Raw genomic sequence first — 26,830 nt, 5'->3', positions numbered from 1 at the left:
AAGATTTGTTTAATCACATTGATTTTAAAAAAATTTCTTCAAAAGAATAAATTATATATGGAGAGTGAAGAAATCCATAAAAAAGTACCACCCGTTCACCGGATGGTACTTTTATCAATATTAACCTTTTCTGCTCGAAGAAATATTGGAGCCTTCGATAAAATAGCGTTGAAAGAAGAAAAATAATAATAACACGGGCAATAAAACCATTACGGACATGGACATTAAATAATGCCATTGTGTCTGTACTGTTCCTTTGAAAGTTGTCAGGCCGATTTGTAAGGTGTATAAATTCTCGTCATTTATGTATAGCAATGGTCCTAATAAATCGTTCCAGGCTCCATTGAAGGAAAAAATAGCTACTGTTATTAAGGCTGGTCTAGTTAATGGTAAAATAATTTTCCACCAAATTTGCAAGTGACTGGCTCCATCTAGCATTGCTGCTTCAATTAGCTCATCAGGGATAGAGGCAGTAAACTGTCGTAATAGAAAAATGAAAAACGTGCTCCCTAAAAAGGCTGGTACTATTAATGGTAAATAAGTGTTCAGCCAACCTAATTTAGAAAATAAAATATACTGCGGTACTAATGTGACAAAACCAGGGATCAGCATTGTTGAAATAACTAGAACAAACAAGATATTCTTTCCTTTAAAAGGGATTTTTGCAAAACCATATGCGATTAATGAATTTACTAATACATTTCCAATCATGACGAAAACAGCAATAAATAAAGTATTCATTGTCCATCTTGTAAAGGCAGCTGTTTTCCATGCTTCTATGTAATTAGAAAAATGAAATTCTTTCGGTATCAAGGATGGAGGATATTGAGCTATTTCGGCTGGAGATTTTAGTGACGTCGATATCATCCAAAATAAAGGTGATAAAATAATGATACTTCCAGTTAATAATAAGAAAAGAACGAATAGCTTTCTAAGCTTTATGGACGAAGATTTTTGTTTGGATAATTTAGAAGTGCTTATAGATTTCATTTATCATTTCCTCCTTCATAATGAACCCAGCGTTTACTGATTTTTAGCTGAAATACAGTAAGAATCATGATAATAACGAATAATATCCATGCCATTCCAGAGGCATATCCCATATCAAATGTTTTAAAGGCATTATTCCACATATGTAAATTATAGAATAAGAGTGAATTTGCTGGTCCGCCATTTCCTGATTCCGACATTACGTATGCTTCCTGGAAAATTTGAAAAGAACCGATTGTGCTTGTTACTAAATCAAAAAAAATTACCGGAGAAACCATGGGCAAGGTGATATGAAAAAACTTTTGAAATATATTAGCACCATCTATTTCGGCAGCTTCATACAAATTTTTCGATACCCCCTGTAAACTAGCTAAATACAGAAGCATGCCTCCACCTACGCTCCATATCTTCATGAGTATTAATGCAGGCTTTGTCCATTTAGGATCAAACAGCCAAGCAGGTCCTTCTATTCCAATCCAGCTTAACATGGTATTGACCATTCCAGTGGAGGGGCTTAGCAATTGCATCCATAAAAAATAAACCGCTACACCTGAAAGTACTGCAGGTAAATAAAAAATGGTGCGAAAAATTTTCATTCCCTTAACCTTCTGATTAAGCAAAACCGCGAGCAGCAAGGCTCCTGCTGTGGTTATCGGCACAGAAAAAAGTACATAATATAAAGTATTCCATAATGATGTCCAAAACATATCGTCTACTGTAAACATCTGTTTATAGTTTGCTAGGCCAATAAAATTCATTTTCGATGTTATATTGTAGTCAGTAAAACTTGCATAGAAAGAAAAGAGCATAGGACCCAGCATTAGTCCGATGAATCCGATAATCCATGGGCTGATAAATAGATAGCCAATCACATTATTTTTTCTTGCTCTTGTCATTTTTGCCGTTTTTATAGGTCGTTTCTTTTTCGGTGATTCTAAATTTTTGGAGATGCCTATTTCTGTTTTTCCCGTCATAAAGTTTTCTTCTCCTTTATTGATGATTTTTCTTCATTGTCCCTTTTCAAATATAGAGAAGAGAAGGAATTACTATCCCTTCTCTTACGTATTATTGCTTCAACTTTTTGACTTGCTCCTCGGCCTGTTTAAGCCCTTTTTCTGGGGTAGTTTTTTCCAGCATTACATTATCGATAATCGGGTTGATTGTATTTTGATAATCAGGATATTCAACAGGTGTTGGGTATATATTCGTTACTTCCAGATTTTTGACCATTGCATTATATATTTCCTTTTCCATCCCTGTTAAATGAGTGGCTGCTGTTTCTGCACCCTTAATATTTGCCACATTGTCAAAATTCTTTTCAGCCCAATACGTTTGTGCTTCTGAACCTGTTAAATATTTTATAAATTCCATCGCTTCCTTAGGATGCTTGGAGCCTTTTGGAATTTCAGCAACAAATCCTCCACCTTCGGCCCAATGCCCTTCTCCTTCTTCAAAGGAAGGGATAGCTGCTACTCCCACCTCTAAGTCCTTACCATAGTCACGAATTTGGGTATAGAATGTACCAACATCCATCCACATAGCAACTTTACCCGCTATAAAGGGATTTGATTGTTCACTCCCAAACTCCGCTTGGAATGCTTGAACTGTTTTATCCCCTAGACGATTTTTCCATTGTAGCAGCCATTCTAAAGCGGCAATTTTTCTTGGAGTATGGATTGCTAGCTCTCCATTATTCATATAGCCTGTACCATTGTCTGCATTAGTCATCCACGAGGAGGGTCCTGTACTTCCCCACAATGGGTAAAAGCCAATTCTTTCATATGTATTTCCTTGTTTTTTATCTAATTTTTCTGCATATTCTTCTAGTTCTGTCCATGTGGAAGGTGGTTGATTAGGATCAAGACCTGCTTCTTCAAAAGCTTTTTTATTATAGAATAAGAGTCTAGTATCTGTATTAAAGGGCACTCCATAAACCTTATCTTTATGTACAACTGCGTTCCATAAATGTGGATAGAACTGCTTTTGGAAATTATCATCCACATATTCCGTGATTTCCTCTACTTGTTGATTCTCTGCTCTTTGGGCAACTGTATTAATATCATTTATGATGACATCAGCTGGACTACCGGCAGCAACGGAAGCTAAATTTTTCGTCCAGATGTCTCCCCATGGCAAGTAAGTATGTTTTACTAGAATTTTATCTTGTGATTCATTGAAATCCTTTACGATTTTCTCGATAATGGGTCTTCGTGTTTCCGATCCCCAGAAACTCCAAAAATTAACTACAGTCTTTCCGTCCTGTGTTTTCCCACTTGCACTGGAATCCTTGCTGGAACAACCAGAAAGAATTCCGATTATCATCATCATTACTATAAAAAAAGAAATACTTTTTTTCATAATTTTTCCTCCAGTAAGTAAGTTAGTTACCGCAATTTATAAAATACCCTTATCATTATCTATTAAACATATAACCGTCTATTTTAGATTTCCCTGCATTTTATATATTCACTATACTAAGGGAGCTACTATTGAAAATGTGCGGGAGTTCGTAGAAATAGGGCGTTCCAGCTTTCATTAGGGGAGGAAAACCTTTTCGCAGTCTAGAATCTTAGAGGAATACTTAATGGAAATTCTTTTAAGTTTGCGTATATTGAAAGGAGATATTGTAATAAAAGGGAGCGTTTAATAGGGTAGTAGATTTAAAGAGTAATGCTCAAATGGAGCCTATTGTTGGAATGTTTTCCTCCATGGTAGAAAGTAATTTTCAAAGACTTAAATCGATTGTGGCGGGTATGAAGCAGGAGGAGTTAGAATATAAAGTTTCTATCGAAATTGAACAGTTCTGCTCAATTACTGAGGCATTTAATGTGGACATTGGGTTTATAGAATTAAAGGAAAGTTATTACCAAAAGAATTAGAGGATAAATATGGACAAATGCTGGATAAAACAACCAATTACCTTATTAGAAGTTCTTCTAAATGATTATGACCAACCTTAAGCTTATTTAAATCTTATGTTACCAGTTAAGAGATAAAGAGTTAAATCATAGTATAGGAGAACATGAATACATCTATTTAAAATCATGGGGGTGAAGGGAGGAGAATAAGTGAAACTTCTATTTTATGAATCAGGATAAGGTAAGGCATCTAGTTAATAAACCAAGATGCCTTTTTTTGGCAGAAAGAATTTTTTATAAGAATCAATCGCTCATATGCTCTTATTAATAGCCTTTATAGCTAATACTTCTTTTGCTGCTTCTATGAAAGATAATATAATAGGTGAAAGCCATTTGTCTTTATGCCATAACATTTGGGTATAAACATGTAAGTCTGGATTTTGCCATGGAAGAGCAACATGGTCACCCCGTTCAACTTCAGCTTCGACTGTTATTTCAGGAGGAAGGCAATACCAATTTCTGTAATTGCACATTGTTTAATCGCTTCAGCGTTTTGAAATTCTAAATAAGTAACAGTATCAATACCTTTTTTCTCAAAAGACTGATCAAACATAGTTCGATAGATACACCCTTTTTCATTAACCAGAAATACTTCTCCGTGAAAATCTTCTTCCGGCAGGACAGTATTTTTGCAAGAGGATAATCACGTGCTGCAAAAAATCGAAAGGTTTCTTCTATTAAAGGCTCTACTTCAAGCCCTGTGGAAAGAATGGGTTCGTCGAGCATAAAAACTATATCTGCAGTTCCATCAAAGAGCGTTTGTTTAAGCTCTAGATTTGAAACGGAACGGAAGAGGAGACGCTCAAAAGTATTAAAGCGCTTACGTTAGTTATGCCAGGACGCACAGAACTTTTCTGTACTTCTGCAGATAACGCATACGAGGCAAAGCTTATACCTAATTCTGAATTTTATCCTATTAATTCCGTCTGGGGACATTTTGCGGGGCGTGGAATAAATAAAGCTAATAATAAATTTATTGATGATAACTTAAAACGTTTGTTGGCACAAAGTAAAAAGGAATAAGTTTTCTATATGATTCTTTGTTAAAATATATGGCTAGGAATTGTTTATCGTTTTTTCTGCAAAATAGATTACCAATGAAAAGACAAAGGAGGTTTGCAGATGAGAAATATTAGCCAAGAAATTCAAGATTTGTCCATTAAATCCTTGGAATCAACTTTAAACAAACTTTCAAACGCCTATAATAGTATGACAGAAAAAGGTGCAAATACAACCATTGTTAAAAAGAGACGAAATTCCATAAAGATAGGATTGGAGAGCCTCAAAGACGCATGGGGTAGGGGAGACTTTCTCTATGATAAAGAGAATATTTTGGCGTCTAAAGATATTTTACAGGGGATTATGCCATCAATAGAAAAACAGATAGCAAAAGCGAAGGAAGGTAGTTCCCAAGAAACATTAAATAAGCGTCGCTTAGCTGCAATTAAACTAGCAATCGAATCCTTGGAGAACCGTCTAAAATGAATCGATTTTTTATTTTTGATTAAAAATACTTTTGTTATTGTGCTAACGGGTGCTTTCCTGAAAGAAGGAAAGCACTTTTTTATGGTTCCAGAGAGCTTAATCGAGGTAATAAAAAAACTTCTCCTGGTAGGATAAAGTTACTGTTCCCACCCATTTATCTCATTTTATTGGTATCGTTTATCATTTGAACAGTTTTTGCTTTATCTGCACTATTCATTCTGAAATAGTATGTATATCCTTATAATTAAATTTGATCAAAAATACTCGATAAATTCATATTTTAAGGGGAAAGAAAAGATAAACTTTAATTACCCAAAGCCAGTACATTTTATAAAGACGGATAGTAATCAAGAAAATGTTGAACAAATTATGCATTTAATTTGTTCGTCGTATCCATATAGCGGGTGGGATTCCTGCCAAGTAAGAACGAGCCATTCGCTTGTAGCGAATCTGGGAGGATTAAAGTACTTTAGTCTTTAAACATAGAAAGTTAGGAGGGGGTCGAAAGCCATAATTTTGAAGGGATGAATCTCCATAACCATTTGTAAACTGAGAGGGCTGTTGCCTTTTCATGCGGAAGAAAGAAACGGCCTTTAAATCAATAGTTATACTGTTATTATTCAGCTTATTTACATGATTAATACTTATTATTTGAAAGGGTTTGAAAGAAGTGTATAGTTGGGCGGAGCAGGAATAATGTTAGGGCAACTCGATTTCACGGTATATATAGCTTTGTACTGAGCATACTTAAATTAGAAAAAATATTATTGTAAAAGGAGATTTTCAATGGAGCCAAGACATTCAGTAGGCTTATCATCAACTGAAATTGCAGGTTTGTGGGGAACTTATATATCCGATAGTTTGTCCATCTGTCTTACAAAGCATTTCTTACATCATTCGAACTATAAAGATGTTAACCCTCTAATTCAACTAACTTTAGATATATCTAATAAACATATAGAAGAAATAGAAAGTATATTTAAAAGTGAAGGTTTTCCTATTCCAAAGGGATTTTCAGATGATGATCTTGACCTCACAGCACCACCTTTGTTTTTTGATTTATTTTCAGTAAGCTATATCTATGGGATGAGTCGGATAGGTTTAATGAACTATAGTATTCAGCTTTCTAATGTTGCAAGAGAAGATATTAGAACTTTTTTCTCTAATTGTTTGACTTCTTCATTAGACCTTTATAATAAATCAGTTGATCTGATGCTATCTAAAGGAATATATGATAGACCAACAATGATTCCATATCCTGATTCAGTCGAGTTTGTTACTAAAGAAGGCCTATTATCTAAATTTATTGAACCAAAACGACCACTAAATGTACTTGAAATTTCTGAAATGTTTTTTAACATTGAAAGGAACTATTTTGGTTTAATCTTACTCACAGCTTTTATTCAAGTTGTAAAAGATAAAGAGATAAAAAATTATTTAATTAAAGGAAAAGAGTTAGCTAAAAAACAAATACGCTTTCTGAATGATGCCTTAATTAAAGATGATTTACTTGGCACTATCATGATTAATACCGAAGTTTCAACCTCTACTATATCTCCATTTTCGGAAAGGTTAATTATGAACCTTGTAACCACGCTTAATACGCAAGGGTTGACCTATATTGGGCATGCATTATCTATCACATCACGAATTGACCTGTCTACTGAATATTTGAAATTAATTCCTGAAATTTTGAAGTTTGGAAAGGATGGGGCTGATATTTTAATGGACAGGGGATGGATGGAGGAACCACCACATGCCCCAAATAGAAAAGAATTAGGGGGATATTAAAACCAGGAGCGTTGTTGATCTCAGTTCAACAACGCTTTTGTTAATGTAAGCTGCATCATTTTTCCTTATTGGACTAACGGGGCATTTAGTACAAAACTTTTTATGATATTATAAGAAATAAATCTGCAAATTGAGGATAGAGATGATTAATTCTGCTGAAGAATATTTGTTAGATTAAGAATTGGTGAACATGGATGGAAACCAGAGAGTTGCTATGGGGAATTTTAGTTGGATAGCGAAATTTAGAATCGTTACGAGGCAACAAATCGAAGCATTTAGCGCGTATACATTGCAAAGTGGATCCTTTTTTAGAAATCTGCATGCTGCTATTCAACTATTGGGCGGGAACTTTGATTGAATTAATAGATTTTTGAAAGATAAACTGTGGAGGACAGCAAAAAATGAACAAAACCGAGCGGCAGCTTGCAATCACGCTTGAATTACAGCGAAGCAAAACGCTGAGGGCAGAAGATTTAGCTTCTCAATTTGAGACAAGTGTGCGTACGATATATAGGGACATTCAAGCACTAAGTGAGGCTGGGGTTCCGATTTTAGGCGCTCCTGGTCTGGGTTATTCCTTAATGGAAGGATATTTTCTGCCCCCGGTTAGTTTTACAGCAGAAGAGGCAGTATCTCTGCTCATGGGAGCTGATTTTATTGAACAAAGGTTGGATACTGATTACGGTATTTATGCTAAGACTGCTAAAAGAAAAATCGAGGCTACTTTATCGGAATCAGTTCGCAACCAGTCAACACTTGTTCGGGAAACCATGCGACTGCTTCATATAGGTGAACCATCAACTGAAGATAGGGTAAGAACTTATCTTAATCAAGTTCGTGACGCAATATTGAAACAATGCAAAATCAGTTTTGTGTATATCAAAAATATGCCAGGAAATGATGGGAAGCGGAAAAATAAGCGTAAGGTTTCTCCATATGGATTAACACTAGTTCATGGAAATTGGATATTAATCGCACACTGTGATTTGAGACAAGATATACGTCATTTTCGCTTGTCACGGATGACCGAACTTTCTGTGTTGGAGGAACGATTTCTTTTACCAAATAATTTTGACCTAAGCAGCTATCGGCCACCTGACAATCGAGATGAAAAAATCTTAATTAGGGCAACCCCAGAAATCGCCGACAAGATTATAGAGGCAGTTAATTTTTATATTGATACCATTGAAGAGCGGGAGAAGGAGGTTATCTTTCAATTTCGTGTTCGATATCCGGAGGAAATATTGCATTTTTTACTTGGCTTTGGCGGAGATATTGAGGTGATTGAACCGAAATCTTTGCGTCACAAGGTTCGAGAAGTAGCGAGAAAAATTTTAGAACACTACTGACATACACCTGTCAGTAGTGTTTTTTTATACTATGAATATATCAAAATGATGAGGAGTTGCTAGATGGATGAGTAGTACAAAAGAAGTTTTGAAGTCATTTGAAATTACAGTAGAAAGATATTTGGCAGAACTAAAAAAATTTAATATGGAGAAATTAAATAGAAAGTTGAACGAGGATGATTGGTCCATTGGACAGATGTATGTACATTTAATTCAATCAGCTTTTATTCATCTGCATAATGCCGAGCAATGTTTAGATGGCAGCGAATCGACATTGAATCCAGCGATGGAAAAAACGGAGCAGGGGAAGGCAGTGTTTAAAATAGAACAATTTCCTGCCGTTCGTATTAAGGTCCCTGCTTCGCCGAATTATACTCCGCAACCACCTGAGAGCATGGAGTACCTGGTAGATGGGCTTCATAGGGTTGTAGAACGGATGAGGAATATGGAGTCAATCTTACATCAATCGGTCGTAAGTAATAAGATGCTTCATCCGGCATTTGGTGCATTAAACGCACAGGAGTGGTTTTTGTTGATTGTAATGCATTACAGACATCATTTCTTACAACTAGATCGGTTGAAAACGAGTTTAGCATTTGAGGAGTAGGGGATTGAGTCATGGCGGATCTAACAAGTCAGAATAGCAGATATTGGATTGGTGTTGAATCCGCCTCTCATAAAAATTTAGCCATAGAAGGTGGGTTTGCAAAGCTGTGTCACGGTATGGCAGCCAATCACTTTTGCGTCAAATGTCTGCAGGTGATTGGCTGCTATATTACATTTATTGATATCTAATGTAAGAAGCAGAGTAAAAGAAGGAATTTACAAGTGTACACTAACTGCAAATGAATATTTTTTATGTAACTATAGGTTCAGGTTTATTGTAGAGAGAACCATTGTTTCTCCCAAAAATTGAGCTGACTTTATTATTCGCTCTTAATAGTATAATATAAATAGTTAATGAGACTAGAGCAACATACATTTCAATATCAAAGGAGGAAAAGAAATATGAAAATCATTGTTACCAGTATATTCGTACAAGATCAAGACAAGGCACTTGAGTTTTATTCAGAAACCTTGGGCTTTGTAAAAAAGCATGACGTTCCAGCAGGAGAATATAGGTGGATAACGCTTGTTTCTCCCGAAGACAAAGAAGGTACCGAGCTTTTGCTCGAACCTAATAACCATCCAGCCGCTAAAGAGTATCAAAAGAAACTGTTTACCGAAGGCATCCCGGTTACAATGTTTGGCGTGGCAGATATTCGTAAAGAGTATGAACGATTATTGGAAAACGGCGTGAAGTTTACAATGGAGCCGAAAAAAATGGGCGAAGTAACAATAGCTGTTTTCGACGATACATGCGGCAACCTTATTCAGATAATGCAGGAGTAACTTTATGATAGAATATATTATCCAATAATGTGTTTTTTCTAAACAATTTAACAACAACTTTATGACCCCTGTCTTAATTTTAGGACAGGGGTATCGCATTTTTTATTGAGGGAGGTTAGTTAAACAAGAAGATAAGGTATCATTGAGTTATATAAATCAATAAAGGAAGTGTACAAGTGTTTTATTTTTCAAAAAAGAAGAAAATACGAGGTTGGAAAAGACATAAAAGAAAAATCGAAAGATGGAAGCAAAATGCAATGAATTTAGATATGGACTACTTAAGGAATTATCAAAGACAATACGAAAAATTATGGATTAATCCTTTTTATAAATTAGAACGAAGAAATCCTCCTAATTGGTATAAAAGCCTTTTACTTGATGCAATGATCGAAGTTTACCTAGAGTGGCATCAAAAAATGAAAAAAGAAGATGAAGACTTTTATTTGAAACTCTGGCTTTATGACCCTCATTTTATTAATTCACAAATTGTTGTCGCATATAGAAATTGTCTTGATTTTTATGATGAAACCTTCAAAAGAAGGCAAGAAAATAAGGGGTTTCCATTTGATAAATTTCATTCTTTGAGAGACAAGTTAGAACAATTTGAATGGGATTTGCATATAGAGAGTGATTATTACGATGAAAATGACTTAAATGAATGGTTAGAAGAAGGTGCTTTAACCGAAAAAGAAGTATCAAGAATTAAGGGGAAAGTCTATGATGCCGTAAGAATTAAAGATGAAGATGGGAGTTTCCTGCAATATAGTCTCGACAAGGGTGATGTTTGGATAGGGACTTTAAAGAGATAAGATAATACACTAGTTCTTTAGCTAACTGTTGCATTGATTCAAGAAGGATGAATGCACTTTTATCTATTAAGGTATTAAAGGAGCAGGATAGTTGAAGAAGGATTTTTATAAAGTTTATTGAATATCTTTTAATTAAGTCAGATGAGTTTAGAGTAGATAAGGAAGGATGAATCGAGAATGGCACAAATTAGAGTGTTTGGTCTCAAAGAAAGTTTAAACCCAATTAAAAAACAATTATCTGAGGTAATACATTCTTGTGTTATGGATGCATTTCAGTATCCATCAGAAAAGAGGTTTCATCGCTTCTTTCCTATGGATAAAGATGATTTTTTATTTGCGGACGGAAGAACAGAGGATTATACCATAATTGAAATAAGTATATTTGAAGGTAGGACAATAGAAAGTAAGAAGAAGTTGATTAATTTACTGTTCAAACGAATTAAAAACGAGTTAAACATAACCTCTTGTGATGTGGAAATCACCATATATGAAACCCCTAAACATAATTGGGGAATTAGGGGATTACCAGGTGATGAACTTACACTAAATTATAAAGTTAATATTTGAAAATAAGGTGGTCAGCTGATTGCTCAACGAACGAGTGCTGAGCACAAAAAGATTCGCTGCGGCGTTCCTTTTTTGTTATGGGGCTAACGGGGAAGGATAGTTCAATAATGAATTGCATAATCATTTTATGGAAAATCGGACTCAATGGGGGATTTTCACTTGGATAAAACTCAGGTTAAGGTTTATTTTAATTTATACGGAGATAACTTTCCAATTACAATGTGACTGAGATACTGGGAAATAAACCAACTAAATCCTATAAAAAGGGTGAAGTCATAGCAAAAAAATATAATCCAAATGTTGTTTCAACTAAAGTCCAATTTCGAAAAGAAACCGCTTGGAAATTCGGTACGGACTATCAAGAATCCTATGATGTAAAAGAACAACTGGACCAGATTATAGGACCATTAAAAAATAAAGCAACTATTATTAATCAGTTAAAATCCAAGTATAATCTGGAATGTAATTTCTCAATATTAATAATTATGGAAAATGGGGAAACGCCAGGTTTACAACTTGATAATGAACAAATTGAATTCGCAAATAGTATTAGAGCTGAATTTGATATTGATTTGTATGCTAACCCTTACAAGGGCATTTGAATAATCCCTTATTGAAGTAATGGTGGATTAATTAAAGAAGGGATTAACGCTATTTATAGGGGAGTTGGAATTGTATGAACCTCTTTAAATTTTTTGTTTATCAAGTCATTTTTTCTATGATTGGTATAGCAAATAATTATTTTTTTAAGGACTTTATTTATGAACAGTTCCATATCAATAATAAATTAATTGTTTCACTGATAAAGACACCTATTGATTTGATAATAATTTATTTCGTCTTTAAGTTATATTTCTTATTAAAAATTAAGTTGAGATATAAGATTTTAATTCATATAGGTGCTTTTATTGTTGGGTTTTTAATTTTAGGGCTAATACTTAATCAAATTGTTATTTAAAATCTAATGGTCAAGGAATGAGTTCTTATTCAACTAAACCAGCTAGGAGAACAGTTTAGTTGTCGGGATCAAGTCCCACGGGTGCGTTCGTTCTTCCCCGGCTACTAGCAATCTATAAATTGAATAAAAAATAGTCAACCAGAATTCTCTGGCTGACCTTATAATACGAAAGGGTGCGTTAGTCAAACAAGCTGAAAGTATATAAGCAAAAACGGAACTTCTCCCAAAATGGGAAGTTCCGTTTTTATGCGTATAACAACATTAAACTTTAGTAAACATCCCTTCTCGTAAAGACAAGGAAGGAGATAATAATCCCTGCTAATCCCCAAATAGATAGTACCATCAGGGAAAATGGCAGGGACATGCCTTCTATTGGCGGTATATTCCCTTGGAGATAATCTGTTAGACGCAAGTTTACCATGAAAAAGTATTTGGCTGATTCCCATGAAGAAGCGATCGAACTAATGATAGTACCAGAAATCAAGAATGCGAGCATAGCGCCCATTCCTGCAGCTGTACTTTTAATAAGGACAGAGAACATAAAGGAAAGTGTCCCTACGACAACAGACACAAACCAGCCGAGTCCAAAAATCATGAGAATGTATTGCCATTGCGGGACTAAATGGACATTGGCAGTATTTAATTCACCAGCCTCCACGGTAAATCCAGTTAGCATTGGTGCGGTCCACCCTGTATATCCAAAGAATAATCCGGAAATAAGATAAGAAAATAGCCCGAACATAAGTAAGATAAAGGAGACCGAGAGAATAAGCGTAATATATTTGCTTAAAAGAATTTTCCAACGCCGTACCGGTCTTGTCAGCAGCAGCTTAATGGTCCCTAAACTTTTTTCTGAAGAAACCATATCAGCTGAAATAATCATTACCATTAACGGTAGAAGCAGCTGAATGGAATTATCGAGAAACACGCGCAAAAAGGTGGGAGCACCTGGATCTTGCGGGTTGATGTTATGATCGAGATAATACTGACTTTGGTCGATGCGAACTTTTAACTGGGAGCGGAATTCTTCGGAAATCCCACTTGAACCGATTCTGTTTTGCATATCGACAATTGATTGCTGCAGGGTGACACGCCAGTCTGTATCGCCAATTCTTTTTTTGACATTTTCCATTTCACGATGCTGTGCGTAGGTGAACATCGTGATCATTATTCCGATAATAATCGTTACAACCAATAATCGCTTACTTTTCACAAGCTTTAGCATTTCATTATAGATGAGTTTATTCACCGGCAGAATCACCTCCTGTCAGCTCTAAGAACAGATGCTCAAGAGAAGGGATTTGCCGATTCATTTCTTTTATAGCGACATTGGCTTCCATCAATGAACGGCTCCACATAGAAACTTCTTCTTCTATGTAGGGGGTAATCACCATTTCTTCCCGGACTGTGACAGATGGAGCAAGTTTATTCAAGATTTCTATTCCCTTTTCTAACGGGGTAAATCGCCAAATTAATTTTTCCTTTTGCGTCAGTAAAGTATGTACTGATTCAGTATGGATAATTTTTCCGTCTAAAATAATGGATACACGATCACATAAGAGCTGAATCTCACTTAATAAATGGCTGGATACTAATACACTTAGACCTTCTTCTTTTGCCAGAAAACGAATGAACTGCCTCATTTCTCTTATACCAGAAGGGTCTAATCCATTGGTTGGTTCATCTAGTATCAAAACTTTCGGCCTGCTTAATAATGCCTGTCCAATTCCAAGACGCTGGCGCATTCCTAGGGAATATGTTTTTACTTTGTCATGAATGCGTTCCGTTAATCCTACTAATTCCACAACTTCTGCTATTCGCTTATCATCTGCATTTGTCAGCATTCGGGCAAAGTATTTTAAGTTTTCCCATCCGGTCAAATAAGGATAAAGCTCTGGATTTTCCACAATACAGCCTAAGCGCTCCATTGCTTTGGCAAAATCTTTTTTGACATCATAGCCGCAAATGGATATTTGACCAGAGGTAGGTTTGATTAATCCAACAAGCATCCGGATGGTTGTTGTTTTCCCAGCACCATTTGGTCCAAGAAAACCAAATACTTCTCCGCTTTTTAATTCAAAGCTAATGTCTTTAATAATAGCCCGCTTTCCGATTTTTTTCGTTAAATGCGAAACTGATAACGTAATGTCACTCATTGTCATTTACCTCCCAGGAAATAAGGGATGCTACCCGTTCAGCCATCAGCTGATAGCCCTTTTTATTTGGATGGAAATGGTCAGAATATAAATATTGCTGAACATTCTGCTGAAAAATATCATAGGTTGGAACAAAAATAGTTTGCGGATAATTAGCACATATTTCAGCAGTCGCATTATTCCAAGTGCGGACTACCTGGGAAGTTAAAGCACTATTGTCTAAATCATTAAAAGGATTATATAAGCCCATTAAATAGATGGAGGCGTCTTTATTAATGGATCGAATCGATGTAAGTACCGCCTGCAATTGCTTGGAATAAGCTTTCATTAATTTGTTTATAGAATCTTCATTGAGTTCGGATAAGGATTCTCCCCCTTGAAAAAGATCGTTCCCGCCAATTGTTATAAAGAGAAGATCAGCATGAGTTATTTGTCTTTGTACTTCGTCTTCTTTTACTTGTTCGGCCAATTTATCGGTCGTTAATCCTTTGATCCCATAGTTGGTAATAGTGATATCTTCCTCTGTTTTTTCTTCTAGAGCATCAGAAAGATAACCAACATAACCCTTCCCAGTATCATCGCCGGTTCCACGGGTAAGGGAATCACCTAGAGCTAAAAGGCGGATGCCATCTTTCTCCATTTCTTTTATTTTCTCTTCACTAGCTATTTTGGCGCTTCTTTCAGGCTGAATGTTATAGTCGATTAATACCCAGCCTAAGCCAATTAGCCAAAGTAAACAAACAAAGCTTGAGCCGATTATAATCGATAATGTTATGTTTTTCCGCAAATCATAACCTCCTATCAAATGAAATTTTTCACAAAAAAGAAGAGAAATAAACCTAGGAATAGTTTTGATTTTCTATTTTCCTGACTAAGTATGGAGTTATTTGGAAGGTTCCAAAGTGCCCATAGAAGGAAGATTGCGTAGAAAGAGGGAGCCTAAAAAATGTTTAGCTTTTTAGGCAATAACAAAGAGAAAAATATTAATGAATATCTTTTTTCTTAAACCTGCCTCCGCGAACTTCCGAGATGTTGGCAACGGCAAGAAAGGCAGCAGGGTCCAACTCTTCAATAATTGTTTTAAGTTTTGCTTCTTCGAGACGGTTAATGACACAGAAAATGACTTTTTTCGTGTCACCAGTATAGGCACCTTCACCCTTTAGATATGTAACGCCGCGCCCAAGTCTTGCTAATATCGTTTCTCCGATGATTTCTGAATGATCGCTAATAATCCAGACTGATTTTGATTCATCCAGACCAGCTATAACAATATCAATGACCTTAAAAGCAATAAAATAGGCAATTAGTGAATACATTGCTCGATTCCACGAGAAAACAAATCCAGCACTAATAAAGATGAAGACGTTAAAAAACATAATGATTTCGCCAACAGAAAAGGGGCTTTTTTTACTGAAAAGGAGAGCTAATACCTCTGTTCCATCAAGGGAGCCGCCGAAACGGAGGACAATTCCCACACCAATGCCGAGGATAATACCACCAAATACCGTTGCGAGAAGTAAATCAGATGTAAATACAGGTACATCGTGTAATAAAATTGTAGTAAGAGAAAGGACTGTGATACCTAGCATAGTGGAAAGAGTAAAGGTCTTGCCAATTTGCTTGTAGCCGATATAGAAGAAGGGAATATTAAGTAAAAAGATAAAATAGCCTAATTTCGCACCAGATAAATGGGAGAGAATGATAGAAATTCCGACAATTCCTCCATCTAGTATTTTATTAGGAACAAGAAACTCCTCAATGCCTATTCCCATTAAAATACTGCCGATAATAATGAAAATTATTCTCTTTGCTAAAACTCTTTTCGGCATAATCTTATGCTGTGGTTTTTCTAGGATAGCCTCTGTTTGAAAATTTGATGACTCCATCGTTAATCCCCCCAAATTCTATGTAATAATCCTATATGGTGAAAATAGTGATAATTCTATTTTATCATAATAGTTTTGAAATATAGCTAATCAATGCTCTGCATTTAATAACAGAATATTATTTAAACCATCCTTTTCTTTTGAACAATATAAACATGCCCACTCCTATGCTGGCCATAACAAATAATAGAAGGAAGTATCCATATTGCCAGTGCAGCTCCGGCATATTTAAAAAGTTCATCCCATATAAGCCTGCTAAGAAACTTAGTGGCATAAAAATAGTTGTAATAACAGTAAGGATTTGCATAATTCGATTGGAATGATGAGAATTATAGGATAGATAACTATCCCTTATGTCTGTTGTTAATTCACGATTGGATTCAATTAATTCACTGATTTTTAATAAATGGTCATAGATATCAGAATAATATTCTCTTTTCATTAAGAGAGCAGCCAGTTTTTCCGTATTAATCATTTGATGTAATAAATCTTTCATTGGGACGACTGTATGTCGCAAGGAAAGCAGCTGGTGCCTAGTAGAAAATAATTCATCCAGCAATGCTTCCATCGTTTTATTAGTAGGATTTTCATCGATTTCTGCGAGAGAATCCTCAATTTCATAGACAATAGGAAAATAATTATCTACAAGGTGATCGAGTAGCTGATAAAGAACCGTGTATTGTGTCCATGCTGCAGTTTCCTCTTTTAGTAACATTTCTTTTACGGCATTGACTTCCACAGAGGCATGATGATGGAAAGTAACGATAAAATTTTTCCCCAAAAAAATATTAAGCTCGTCCTTCTTCACTGTTTTAGGATTTAAACAATGAGTGACAAAAAAGGTATAGGTTTCAAAATAATCAATTTTAGGCCTTTGTAAATTATGAAGACAATCTTCAATAGATAAGGGGTGAAAATTAAAAGGATGATGTAATTTTTCAATTTCTTCATCGATTGGCTGATCAAAGTCAACCCAAAACCATTCATAATCACCTGCAACTAGCTCTTCAACGGAAAGATTAGTGAGTAGCTGCTTCTCTTTATTTATAGCGAGAGAATGAATCATATCAATAACTCCTTTATAGGTGGTGTTATTAACTAGGATAGTTCATTTTATTAGTTTACTACAATTAAAAAACTTTTTATGCAGAAATATTGGATGAATCGTTTAGAGTTTTGGTTGTTTCAAATAAAGACACTATTTTTCTTCCTTTTCGCTAGCTGGAAATGAAACTTGCACATTACATCTGCTATAATAAGTAGCAAAGAAGGAATGCTAGAAAATAGGAAGTGTTAGGATGAAAATACTTGTAATCGAAGATAATGAGAGTGTTTGCTCCATGCTGGAAATGTTTTTCTTAAAAGAAGGATATGAAGGGAATTTTATTCACAATGGAAAAGAAGCTTTAGACTTTTTCCTAGAAAATCAAAACTGGGATATTATCATTATTGATTGGATGCTGCCAGGAATGGAAGGCGTTACGATTTGCCGTAAGATTAGAGAAGTTAGTTCTGTTCCGATTATTATGCTTACTGCAAAAGACAGCGAATCAGATCAAGTGCTTGGCCTGGAGATGGGGGCAGATGATTACGTAACAAAACCATTCAGCCCGTTGACATTGATGGCAAGAATTAAAGCGGTAACGAGAAGATACCAAAAAGAAACAACGAACCAGGTTGAAGACAAGTTTCTTACAACAGAGCATTTTAAAATAAGCAAGGAAACAAGAGAAGTCATCTATAATAATAAAGTAATGACTAATTTAACACCGAAAGAATTTGATCTACTCTATTATTTAATCAGTAATCCAAAACAAGTTTTCACAAGGGAACAGCTATTAGATCGAGTGTGGGGCTATCAGTTCTATGGGGATGAGAGAACGGTAGATGTCCATATCAAACGGTTAAGAAATAAGATTGGCACAAAGGAACAACCTTTTATTCATACTATTTGGGGTGTAGGTTATAAATTTGATGAGTCAATGGTGAATGACTAAAGAAGAGAAAATTTATTTCCATTCTGCTTCAATCAGCTACGGCCATTGAATGAAATCTCTTAGAAGGAGAACATAGCCTTAACGAGTACCCTATCGAAAGCGAAGTGTATTCAGGCTGCGGTGATCACCACAAACCTTCGTTCTTAAATTTAATTAACCCCCGAACAATTATACGAGTATTTTTTAGTGTGTACGTATAATTGTTCGGGGGTATATTTGATTGAAATACTTATGTCCCACCCTCTATTTAAAGTTGGTATTAAATGTTTTAGGACACAATCTCAGCCTCAGATGAAGGAGAGGGAATGGATTGCTGCACCGTAATATGCTTTGTTTGCTGTACCGGGACATCGGATAATTTTTTTACTTCGACGTATTTAATATGATGGTCTTCCATTTCCACAATTTTAAAAGCGTAAGATTTGAACATAACTGTGTCTCCTTCTGACGCTTCGTAATTAGAAGTGAGAATCCAGCCGCCTAATGTATCGATGACTTCATCGTTTATGTCTATTTGCAGTAAAGCATTTACTTCATTTATTAACACCTTAGCATCCAAGATATAATGATTTTCCTTTATAGTGCGTACAGTAGGGACCTCTTCCTGATCAAATTCATCCCATATATCGCCAACAATTTCCTCAATAATATCTTCCACTGTAACTAATCCAGATGTTCCACCATATTCATCCATTAAGATGGCCATATGAATACGATCTTTTTGCATTTTTAACAATAGATCTTGAATAGGATAGGTTTCAATTACACGGATGACAGGCCTTATATATGGCTTTAATGTTTTAGTCGTTAGATCTCTTGATTTAAGTAACTCTGTCATGATTTCTTTTACATTAATCATGCCGATAATATGATCTTTATCCCCATCTGTAATTGGATATCGAGTAAATTGCTCTTTTTGGATAAGGTTAAGCAACTCCTCTAATGTACTTGATTGTTCAAGAGAAGCAATTTCTGTTCGTGGTACCATAATTTCTTTAGCTATTCGATCATCAAAATCAAAAATATTATTTACATATTTAAACTCCGATTGGTTGATTTCACCATTTTTATAACTTTCAGAAACAATAATACGAAGTTCTTCTTCTGTATGTGCTAACTCATGCTCAGAAGCAGCCTTTATTCCAAACATTCTTGTAATAATTCTAGAAGAGCCATTCAAAGTCCATATAAAGGGATAAAGCAGTTTATAAAATAGGATTAATGGTTTTGCTGCCCATAAAGTAATTTGTTCTGCCTTATGAATGGCGAATGTTTTGGGAGCAAGTTCACCAACTACTACATGTAAAAAAGTAATGAAGGCGAATGCTAAAGAGAAGGATAAGACGGTTATTGCTGTATCAGGAACATGGATAATTTGTAGTAATGGTGCTAAAACGTGCTGAACTGTTTCTTCGCCAATCCAACCAATACCGAGCGCTGTAACAGTTATCCCTAATTGGCAGGCAGATAAGTATTCATCGAGATTGCTAGTAACCTTTTTGGCGGAAAGGGCATTTTTATGACCTTCCTCTATAAGCTGATTAATCCTTGAACTACGAACTCTAATAATAGCAAACTCTGAAGCTACAAAAAAAGCAGTCAAAGCAATTAAAATGGCTATTATAACCAAGTTAAATATGTCCAAATAAATTTCCTTATCTCGTTTACCGAGTAAGGAGTCACCTCCTGATTAATTCAGATTGAAATGAGCGAAATCTCTATCGAGTACAATCTAGTAATAAAGTTCTTTATTTTCTACACATAATCACAGTTTTTCCAGCCATGAGGATGCACCAGTGATTTATATTTTATAAAAAAATTACATTTATAAAGCAGGTTCGATGCGGAAGCTAGTATAATAAACGTTTGTATGAAAGAAGCTGTATGAAGTTTCTTTATTTAGATAAACAATCCCATTATACCACCTCGCAATTGTTTAGTTTTACTAATTATTATACGGTAAGCCAAACTATCCAGTCAAACTTGATAACGATTACTTTTTTAATTTTCTGTCTATAAAATAAATATATGAGAAAAGAGAAATTTCATGTTAATTGTCTTATATCCAAGATATGAAAGAAGAGGGAACAAAAATAGTACGATGAACCGTTCTTACACATAAAACGGCTCATCGTACAAAATTTATTTATCTTCTGCTAAGGGTGCAGGTATTTTTTGAACATCAAAGCTAAAAATATGCTGTCGAATCATTTTATCAATCTTGAATAAGTAGCCATTATATTCGATTGTTTCCCCTTTTTTTAAATTCGGATTTTGATATAAAATCCATCCACCAAGTGTATGAATATCTTCTCGATCGATTGATAGCGATAAAACCTCGTTTACCTCTGTCAGGGGAAGCTTGGAATCAAGAATATAGTGATGATCATTAATTTTTTGAATAAGAGGCGTTTCCTCTTCGTCAAATTCATCTCTAATCTCGCCAACGATTTCTTCTAAGATATCTTCCGCGGAAATTAGACCAGCTGTTCCACCGAATTCATCATGAAGAATGGCAATAGACGTTCTTTCCTTCTGCATCTTTAAGAAAACAGCTTGAATTGGAGTTGTTTCGATTATATGAATAATCGGCTGTGCATACTCCAATAATGATTTATTTTCATAACCTTCATTTTTTAACCAGTCCGTTAGTAATTGTTTAATATGGATAAAGCCAATAATGCTGTCTTTATCATCATTTTTGGTAAGTGGATACCTCGTATAGCGTTCTTTTTGAATAATATTTATTGCTTCATCAATAGATAAATGGTCTGATAAAGTAACCATTTCTGTTCTTGGAATCATAATTTCATTTGCTAGCCGGTTATCAAAAGCAAAAATACGATTAACATAGTTGTATTCAGATAAACTAATTTCCCCATTATTATAACTTTCCTTTAGTACAATCTGCAGTTCTTCTTCTGACAAGGCGTCACTATTGGTTGTAGGATTGGTAATTCCCCATAACTTCGCTACTTGTCTAGATGATTTGTTGAGAATCCATATAAAAGGATACATAATGTTATAAAACCAGATTAATGGTTTACTCACTAATAAAGAGACCTTCTCTGTAAGGATAATAGCAACAGACTTCGGAAAGAGCTCTCCAATCACTACATTAATATATGTAATAATAGAAAAAGATAAAACAAAGGCTAAACCTTGTGATAAAGCAGCTGGTACAGCCAACTCATTCATTAAAGGCTGAATCAATTTTAAAATAGTAGGTTGTCCCAACCATCCTAATCCTAAAGACGTAATAGTAATTCCTAATTGGCAAGCCGAAAGATAAGCATCAATATTTTCAATGATTTTTTTTACAGTACGCGCATTTTTGTGGCCTTCCTCTGCAAGTTGCTCAATTCTTGCAGGTCGCACACGAACAATAGAAAATTCTGTTGCTACAAAAAAAGCAGAAAAAGCAGTCAGTATGACAATTAATAGTAGTTGCATTCCAATCATTATTTCGTTCATCACCATTCTTTTGTTCTCAAGGCAGTATTAGTTTACAATCTTTTTTGTATCCTAAAACTTCTATTTTCTTATATTATACCTTTTCTTACATAAAATAAAATCTTGGAAGATAAAGAGAGGAAGAGGATTCAAGCGATTCTTTGTTATTATTCCACTCTTAACGGGCAATAAAACGGCTAAAATAGAAAATGTGTGTTAGCGAAATTTGCCCGTAAAGTAGTTAAGTGTATAAACCTCCAGTAAGATGAGAAATACGTCCTGCAGATAAAAAATTCTTTCTTCTCGTGTACATGTGGAATAGAAATCTAATATTTGGCTGCCCATTCTCTGGCCAGCATGCTATAGGAATATAGGTCATGGAAATGGTCATAAAGAAATTCGCCATCTCTGATAATTCCTTCTTTTTTAAAGGAAAGTTTCTCAGGAATTGCTTGGCTTTTGCTATTTTTCACCCCACATTGTATTTCGATTCTGTTTAGCTTTAAATAGTAAAACGCATAATTTAAGATAGCAACAACACATTTTGTCATAATGCCATGCCCTTGTGCATCTTCAGCTAAAAAATAGCCGATGCTAGCTTTGCGGCTTGCCCAATCAATTTGTTGTAATGTAACCATTCCTACTAATCTACTATTAAAAAAAATACCTGCATTTAGTTCTGTTTGCTCTGTGAAAAGTTGATTCCATATGGGAATGATTGTTTGATATTGATAAGGAGAAGTTATTTGATCCACCCATGGAAGCCATTTTCTTAAATACTTCCTATTTTTATTCACTAATTGAAATAGTTCATGAGAGTCCGTCCGCTCTAATAAACGTAATTTAATCTGTTGATCTACAAATATATTAAACAACATCAGTCATCCTTTCTAATTTTCTAAGAAGGAGATATCGTTGTATTTTATGCTTAGAAAAAAATTTGGCTAAGTAAACTTTCCGATTCTTACGTGAATCAATAAAAATTAGGCATTTCTCCTATTTTTATTTCTGTAAAAAAATTTATAAAAGAATTACAAATAAAGGCTAAAAAATGGGTAAAAATTACCGATATTAAAGACATAGAGAGAGAACAAAGTTATTATATGTGAAAGCGTTTTAAGGATATTTAAAGGTGTTGCTAGGAGATGGCTCCTTATTATGGACGGCGGAAGAGAGGATGTTACGAATGAAAAAGAAAGATAATTTTAAAGGGAAATCGCTTATTGGGTTTAATGTGCTTCTCCTTATTACTACTTGTATTAGTGCTTTTAGCGGGTTTTTTATTGCTAAAAACGAAAATTTGCAAGGTTTGTTATCCTTCACTTATAGCGATTATTTAATCATAGTAGCTTCAGTAATTATTCTTACTATATTAAGCGCACTGGTTTTTAATGTGCTAATGAAGGGGAAATTAAAAGCCATATCCCGTCTTAATGACAAGGTACATAGGTTGGCACATGGTGATTTATCTGTTGAATTCAATGATAAATCGAAAGATGAAATTGGCCAGCTGAATCGTTCTATTAGCGAATTGCAAGAAAAGTTTGCCTTCCTTGTTTCAAGCTTGAAAAATGTAAATGAAACTGGAATAAGTCAAGCTAGTGATGTATCTGTAATTGCTGAGGAAACATTGGCTAGTGCCGAAGAAATTGGTAGAGCAATGGCTGAAATTGCTGAGGGAGCTGTTAGCCAGGCTTCCGAATTAGAAGAAGTGAAAAGAGAGATAGATAGCTTAACCAATTCCATCGATAATATGGAAGGGAAAAATCAAATCATTAAGAAAGCAACTGAAAATGCTCAAGAAGCATCACATAATGGACAAAAGACTATTAATACTTTAAAAATTTGTAATGAAAATGCTAGCAAATCAACGAATGAAGTAAGTATTGGAATTAGTGGCTTATATCAAAAAGTCTTAGATATCTCTAAAATTACTTCTACAATTAATAGAATAGCAGAACAAACAAACCTGCTTGCTTTAAATGCAAGCATTGAAGCTGCTAGAGCCGGTGAGCATGGAAAAGGCTTCTCAGTTGTTGCCAATGAAGTTCGTAATTTAGCAGAAGAGACAAATTCGGCTACTAAACAGATTCAAGATATGATTCAAAATATCGAGAAAGAAATGGAAAGCACGGTTATGTCCATTTATGAAACAACTAATCAAACTGCTGAATTAGATACTGCCGTAAAGGATACAGAAAAAGAATTTACAGCAATTGCTAGGGCTGTAGTAAATAGTATTGAGGCAGTGAAAGAAATGAGAGTAGAGCTAAATCGAGTTGTAGAGCAAAATAATCATATTTCTAGCTCTATTGCAAAAGTATCAGAAGTATCAGAGTCAGTTGCAGCGGCAGTGGAACAAATTGCTTCTAGTACAGATGAACAAACTTCTGCTATTGGAAATGTGGCAAAAACAGCAGAAATAATGAAGAGCAGTAACGAGGAATTAAAGGATTCGCTAACACAATACAATCTAGCAAAATAATAAACAGGAAAGCCTTGTTTTCATGGAGAACATAGGCTTTTTTATTTTTATTTAGCTTCTTCTATTACTAGTTCTTTTTTTAGGAAGTAAAGCAAATATTTAGTCAAATAAAGTTGGAGAATAAAAATAAATTTTAAATAACAAATAGTTTTAAATTGAAATTTGTCTAAAGGAAGCTTATAATATAGTAAATATGGTGTAAAATTACACATAACTAATAAGGGAATGAAGAAACTTTGACTAGAGAAGAAATTATTGAGAGTGTATCAGAAAAGATGAGATTAATACGCACAGAAGCGGGATATACCCAAGATAAGATGGCAGAGGTTATTGGCTTGTCAAAAAAGACGTTAGTGCAAATTGAGAAAGGTAGGCTATATGCTGGCTGGTCTACTGTAGTAGCGGTTTGCGCACTCTTTAGAGAAACTGAAACAGTTCGCTTCTTATTTGGTAATGAACCTTTAGAGGTGTTGGAGACCGTTGCTCGTGATGGAATGGATTACCGAAAAGAGAAAACATTGGGCGGAAAAGTATGGTGGAGAGAAGTAGAAAAAAAGAACGGATTTATTCTGCAGCAGAATATCATTAGTCAGCATTTTCGTATTATTGACGAAGATCATTTCCGGATTTTTTCTAGCTTTGACGAAAAAGAATCAAAGGATCGTTTTAATGAACTTTTAGGCGAATAAGCACCGTGAAATAAGATATAGGCTGTTTTTAAATTAATCTTGAATGACTGACCAATTCAAGATTAATTTAGGGACAGCCTATTTGTTTTGGAGAAAAGGTATATGTCCGTGCATGTCCGTGCAAGTTTTGCTTGCTACTTGCTAAGGGGACAGAAGCGTTCTTTGTGCCTGAGAGGAAGAGAAGTCAAGGGAAAAGGGAAAAGAGGACGGGTCACTGTACCGAAAGAAAGCAGAACAAAGAAAGAAGAGAACAGTGAGAGCAAAGAGCCTCCCATCCTGCTGATATAGTTAATAAGTAACAACAGAGCAATCTCTATTTTTCATCGGAAGAGAACCCCCACTTCCTTACTGAAATGGAGGGGCATCAGCCTTTATAATGGAATTTCTTTCCGTCTGTAGACCGACGAAGAAACCATCGGATGAATGTTCTTATTCCAAAGGAAGAAAGCTAAAATGAACTCATCAACTAAAGGATGAGGGATAATAGATGAAGAAATTTGCAGAAATATTCAAAAATACGAGCTTTACTAGACTCTTTATTGCCAATGTCACTTCCCAAATGGGCAGTGTTATTGGTTTAACGGCTTTTATGTTTTATATTCTCGATCGTTTCTCTGAGCAGCCTGCTTATGCAACAGTGACTGAATTAATGTTTTCTTTGCCAACTTTAGCGGTGTTTTTTTTAGTCGGAGTTGTAGCAGATCGGATGGACCGCCAAAAGATTGCCTATTATTGTGAGATGATTGCAGCTGTATTGTCACTATTTGTGTTGGGGGCAGTTCTTATTGGCTGGATGCCACTTATTTTTATGATGTTGTTTTTAAGAAGTGCCGTTCAAAAATTCTTTTTCCCAGCGGAACAAGGTATTCTGCAAGGCGTATTAAAAAAAGATGATTTTACAACCGCAGCAGGATTAAATCAATTAGTGAATAGTATCTTTATGTTATTTGGTAATGCGATTGGAATATTTGTTTATTGGACACTAGGCATTTATGGCGCAATCTTAGTGGATGTAGCAACCTTAACTATTAGCGGATTGCTTATTAAATCAATGAAGCTGGATGAAACTGTTCGAAAACCTAATGGCAGTCATACTTTAAAGGAATTAAATATTCGCTTTATATGGAGTGACTTTATGATTGGCTTAAAATATATATTGACCAATAAGTTATTGATGGCATTAATATACGGATTTATTGCCTTTGGAGTGGTCAATGGTGGATTTAGCGTCATGCAGGTCTTTATTTTGAAATATAAACTAGCACCTGATAATTACGAACAAGTATCGATTTATTTTGGAATTGTCTTTGGAGCAGGGGTTATGATTGGAAGTTTCCTTTCCTCTCTTCTTGCACAGAAGGTTAAATTGTATAAGTTGATTATCACTGGCGCATTTTATATTGCCATAATGACTATTTTGGCATCTTATTCACCGAATATCTTAGTCTTCTTAACCATCTGTTTCTTCTTAGCACTGGGGCTTCCGCTGATTAATATTGCAATAGGAGGCTGGATGCCGACGATTATTGAGCCGAAGATGATGGGAAGAGTTCAAGGGTGGATAACCCCGTTAATGATGCTGTCACAGTCTATTACATTAGGACTTATCTCTATTGGTTATCCTAAATGGTTTTCTATTGAAATAATATACTGGTTTGTCGGTGCTTGCTTCCTTTTAGTCGGTTTTTATTACAGCCTAGTATTACCTAAATTGGCAAAAGAAAAGGAGGCAAAAGACGCAATAGCTGGAAAAGAAGAAGTTCAATTAAATTATTAAAAATCTTTAATTTTCGGAATAATGGCAATTGACATTATAAAATCTACATGTTAATCTCAATTATATTGGAAAATAAATGTAGAGAAAGGAGGAGTTACCGATGAGAAGACTAAATAGACATGATGTAT

26 protein-coding genes and 2 pseudogenes are annotated in these 26,830 nt (G+C 35.0%); 16 read left to right on the top strand and 12 right to left on the bottom strand.

Annotated features, from left to right (window positions below):
• Window positions 1-120 precede the first annotated feature (120 nt).
• The 3 genes from BCI01S_RS07330 to BCI01S_RS07320 form a co-directional block, all read right to left on the bottom strand.
• Complete coding sequence (locus tag BCI01S_RS07330) at window positions 121-990, bottom strand: carbohydrate ABC transporter permease (protein WP_061797691.1); 870 nt, start codon at window positions 988-990, stop codon at window positions 121-123.
• Window positions 987-1,886, bottom strand: a complete 900-nt coding sequence (locus BCI01S_RS07325; protein ID WP_061797906.1) for a carbohydrate ABC transporter permease — start codon at window positions 1,884-1,886, stop codon at window positions 987-989. The genes BCI01S_RS07330 and BCI01S_RS07325 overlap by 4 nt, the downstream gene beginning before the upstream one ends.
• A gap of 169 nt (window positions 1,887-2,055) precedes the next feature.
• Entirely contained in the window at window positions 2,056-3,348 is a 1,293-nt protein-coding gene (locus BCI01S_RS07320; RefSeq protein ID WP_061797686.1) for an ABC transporter substrate-binding protein, read from the bottom strand.
• A 320-nt stretch (window positions 3,349-3,668) separates the two neighbouring features.
• Between BCI01S_RS07320 and BCI01S_RS07315 the strand changes: the two genes are divergently transcribed.
• On the top strand, window positions 3,669-3,869 hold the full coding sequence (locus BCI01S_RS07315; RefSeq protein ID WP_061797682.1) for a hypothetical protein: 201 nt from the start codon (window positions 3,669-3,671) through the stop codon (window positions 3,867-3,869).
• A 290-nt stretch (window positions 3,870-4,159) separates the two neighbouring features.
• On the opposite strand, the pseudogene BCI01S_RS07310 reads toward BCI01S_RS07315, so the two are convergent.
• Window positions 4,160-4,709: pseudogene (locus tag BCI01S_RS07310) on the bottom strand (substrate-binding domain-containing protein); the annotation flags it as partial.
• Here BCI01S_RS07310 and BCI01S_RS25895 point away from each other — a divergent pair.
• The 11 genes and pseudogenes from BCI01S_RS25895 to BCI01S_RS07265 form a co-directional block, all read left to right on the top strand.
• Window positions 4,707-4,931, top strand: a pseudogene (locus BCI01S_RS25895) (hypothetical protein); the annotation flags it as partial. The pseudogenes BCI01S_RS07310 and BCI01S_RS25895 sit on opposite strands and share 3 nt — an antisense overlap.
• Window positions 4,932-5,030: 99 nt before the next feature.
• Entirely contained in the window at window positions 5,031-5,393 is a 363-nt protein-coding gene (locus BCI01S_RS07300) for a hypothetical protein (RefSeq protein ID WP_061797672.1), read from the top strand.
• A gap of 786 nt (window positions 5,394-6,179) precedes the next feature.
• A complete protein-coding gene (locus BCI01S_RS07295) occupies window positions 6,180-7,184 on the top strand; it encodes a DUF3231 family protein (RefSeq protein ID WP_061797668.1) in 1,005 nt (334 codons plus the stop codon).
• A gap of 214 nt (window positions 7,185-7,398) precedes the next feature.
• On the top strand, window positions 7,399-7,542 hold the full coding sequence (locus tag BCI01S_RS25190; RefSeq protein WP_156485397.1) for a hypothetical protein: 144 nt from the start codon (window positions 7,399-7,401) through the stop codon (window positions 7,540-7,542).
• A 43-nt stretch (window positions 7,543-7,585) separates the two neighbouring features.
• Entirely contained in the window at window positions 7,586-8,533 is a 948-nt protein-coding gene (locus BCI01S_RS07290; protein WP_061797666.1) for a helix-turn-helix transcriptional regulator, read from the top strand.
• Between the two features lie 67 nt (window positions 8,534-8,600).
• Window positions 8,601-9,140, top strand: coding sequence for a DinB family protein (locus tag BCI01S_RS07285; RefSeq protein ID WP_061797662.1), 540 nt, complete (start codon window positions 8,601-8,603; stop codon window positions 9,138-9,140).
• A gap of 11 nt (window positions 9,141-9,151) precedes the next feature.
• Window positions 9,152-9,328: an EVE domain-containing protein gene (locus BCI01S_RS24670; RefSeq protein WP_235844457.1), complete on the top strand. Its 177-nt coding sequence runs from the start codon at window positions 9,152-9,154 to the stop codon at window positions 9,326-9,328.
• Window positions 9,329-9,541: 213 nt separating this feature from the next.
• Window positions 9,542-9,925 carry a VOC family protein gene (locus BCI01S_RS07280; RefSeq protein WP_061797659.1) on the top strand — a complete coding sequence of 128 codons (384 nt, stop codon included), beginning with the start codon at window positions 9,542-9,544 and terminating at the stop codon, window positions 9,923-9,925.
• 257 nt (window positions 9,926-10,182) lie between these two features.
• On the top strand, window positions 10,183-10,734 hold the full coding sequence (locus BCI01S_RS07275) for a hypothetical protein (RefSeq protein WP_235844456.1): 552 nt from the start codon (window positions 10,183-10,185) through the stop codon (window positions 10,732-10,734).
• A gap of 177 nt (window positions 10,735-10,911) precedes the next feature.
• Window positions 10,912-11,301, top strand: a complete 390-nt coding sequence (locus BCI01S_RS07270) for a tautomerase family protein (protein ID WP_061797649.1) — start codon at window positions 10,912-10,914, stop codon at window positions 11,299-11,301.
• Window positions 11,302-11,522: 221 nt separating this feature from the next.
• Window positions 11,523-11,903, top strand: a complete 381-nt coding sequence (locus BCI01S_RS07265; protein WP_373694324.1) for a DUF4279 domain-containing protein — start codon at window positions 11,523-11,525, stop codon at window positions 11,901-11,903.
• A gap of 624 nt (window positions 11,904-12,527) precedes the next feature.
• Here BCI01S_RS07265 and BCI01S_RS07255 read toward each other — a convergent pair.
• The 5 genes from BCI01S_RS07255 to corA all read right to left on the bottom strand — a co-directional run bounded on the left by BCI01S_RS07255 (window position 12,528) and on the right by corA (window position 17,367).
• On the bottom strand, window positions 12,528-13,508 hold the full coding sequence (locus tag BCI01S_RS07255) for an ABC transporter permease (RefSeq protein ID WP_061797640.1): 981 nt from the start codon (window positions 13,506-13,508) through the stop codon (window positions 12,528-12,530).
• The gene (locus BCI01S_RS07250; RefSeq protein ID WP_082810010.1) at window positions 13,501-14,415 is read right to left on the bottom strand and encodes an ABC transporter ATP-binding protein; all 915 of its coding nucleotides are present in this window, start codon (window positions 14,413-14,415) and stop codon (window positions 13,501-13,503) included. Before BCI01S_RS07250 ends, BCI01S_RS07255 begins: the two co-directional genes overlap by 8 nt.
• Complete coding sequence (locus BCI01S_RS07245; protein WP_061797632.1) at window positions 14,408-15,202, bottom strand: SGNH/GDSL hydrolase family protein; 795 nt, start codon at window positions 15,200-15,202, stop codon at window positions 14,408-14,410. Before BCI01S_RS07245 ends, BCI01S_RS07250 begins: the two co-directional genes overlap by 8 nt.
• Window positions 15,203-15,398: 196 nt before the next feature.
• On the bottom strand, window positions 15,399-16,244 hold the full coding sequence (locus BCI01S_RS07240) for a YitT family protein (RefSeq protein ID WP_369989488.1): 846 nt from the start codon (window positions 16,242-16,244) through the stop codon (window positions 15,399-15,401).
• A gap of 175 nt (window positions 16,245-16,419) precedes the next feature.
• The gene (gene corA / locus BCI01S_RS07235; protein ID WP_061797628.1) at window positions 16,420-17,367 is read right to left on the bottom strand and encodes a magnesium/cobalt transporter CorA; all 948 of its coding nucleotides are present in this window, start codon (window positions 17,365-17,367) and stop codon (window positions 16,420-16,422) included.
• 232 nt (window positions 17,368-17,599) lie between these two features.
• On the opposite strand from corA, the gene BCI01S_RS07230 reads away from it, so the two are divergent.
• Complete coding sequence (locus tag BCI01S_RS07230; protein ID WP_061797625.1) at window positions 17,600-18,298, top strand: response regulator transcription factor; 699 nt, start codon at window positions 17,600-17,602, stop codon at window positions 18,296-18,298.
• A gap of 268 nt (window positions 18,299-18,566) precedes the next feature.
• Here the strand turns inward: BCI01S_RS07230 and BCI01S_RS07225 are convergent, their stop codons facing one another.
• The 3 genes from BCI01S_RS07225 to BCI01S_RS07215 form a co-directional block, all read right to left on the bottom strand.
• Window positions 18,567-19,943, bottom strand: a complete 1,377-nt coding sequence (locus tag BCI01S_RS07225; protein ID WP_047945012.1) for a hemolysin family protein — start codon at window positions 19,941-19,943, stop codon at window positions 18,567-18,569.
• 497 nt (window positions 19,944-20,440) lie between these two features.
• Window positions 20,441-21,778, bottom strand: coding sequence for a hemolysin family protein (locus BCI01S_RS07220; RefSeq protein ID WP_235844455.1), 1,338 nt, complete (start codon window positions 21,776-21,778; stop codon window positions 20,441-20,443).
• A gap of 299 nt (window positions 21,779-22,077) precedes the next feature.
• Window positions 22,078-22,626, bottom strand: coding sequence for a GNAT family N-acetyltransferase (locus tag BCI01S_RS07215; RefSeq protein WP_061797621.1), 549 nt, complete (start codon window positions 22,624-22,626; stop codon window positions 22,078-22,080).
• A gap of 311 nt (window positions 22,627-22,937) precedes the next feature.
• Here BCI01S_RS07215 and BCI01S_RS07210 point away from each other — a divergent pair, with 311 nt between their 5' ends.
• The 3 genes from BCI01S_RS07210 (at window position 22,938) to BCI01S_RS07195 (ending at window position 26,702) form a co-directional block, all read left to right on the top strand.
• A complete protein-coding gene (locus tag BCI01S_RS07210; RefSeq protein ID WP_167555726.1) occupies window positions 22,938-24,236 on the top strand; it encodes a methyl-accepting chemotaxis protein in 1,299 nt (432 codons plus the stop codon).
• A gap of 236 nt (window positions 24,237-24,472) precedes the next feature.
• The gene (locus BCI01S_RS07205; protein WP_047943022.1) at window positions 24,473-24,925 is read left to right on the top strand and encodes a helix-turn-helix transcriptional regulator; all 453 of its coding nucleotides are present in this window, start codon (window positions 24,473-24,475) and stop codon (window positions 24,923-24,925) included.
• Between the two features lie 487 nt (window positions 24,926-25,412).
• Window positions 25,413-26,702: an MFS transporter gene (locus BCI01S_RS07195; protein WP_047943023.1), complete on the top strand. Its 1,290-nt coding sequence runs from the start codon at window positions 25,413-25,415 to the stop codon at window positions 26,700-26,702.
• Window positions 26,703-26,830 lie beyond the last annotated feature (128 nt).

Source organism: Niallia circulans NBRC 13626, assembly GCF_001591585.1.
GTDB lineage: Bacteria > Bacillota > Bacilli > Bacillales > Cytobacillaceae > Niallia > Niallia circulans.
Note: the sequence above shows the minus strand (reverse complement) of the source record. Positions and strands in the feature narration are given on the sequence as shown.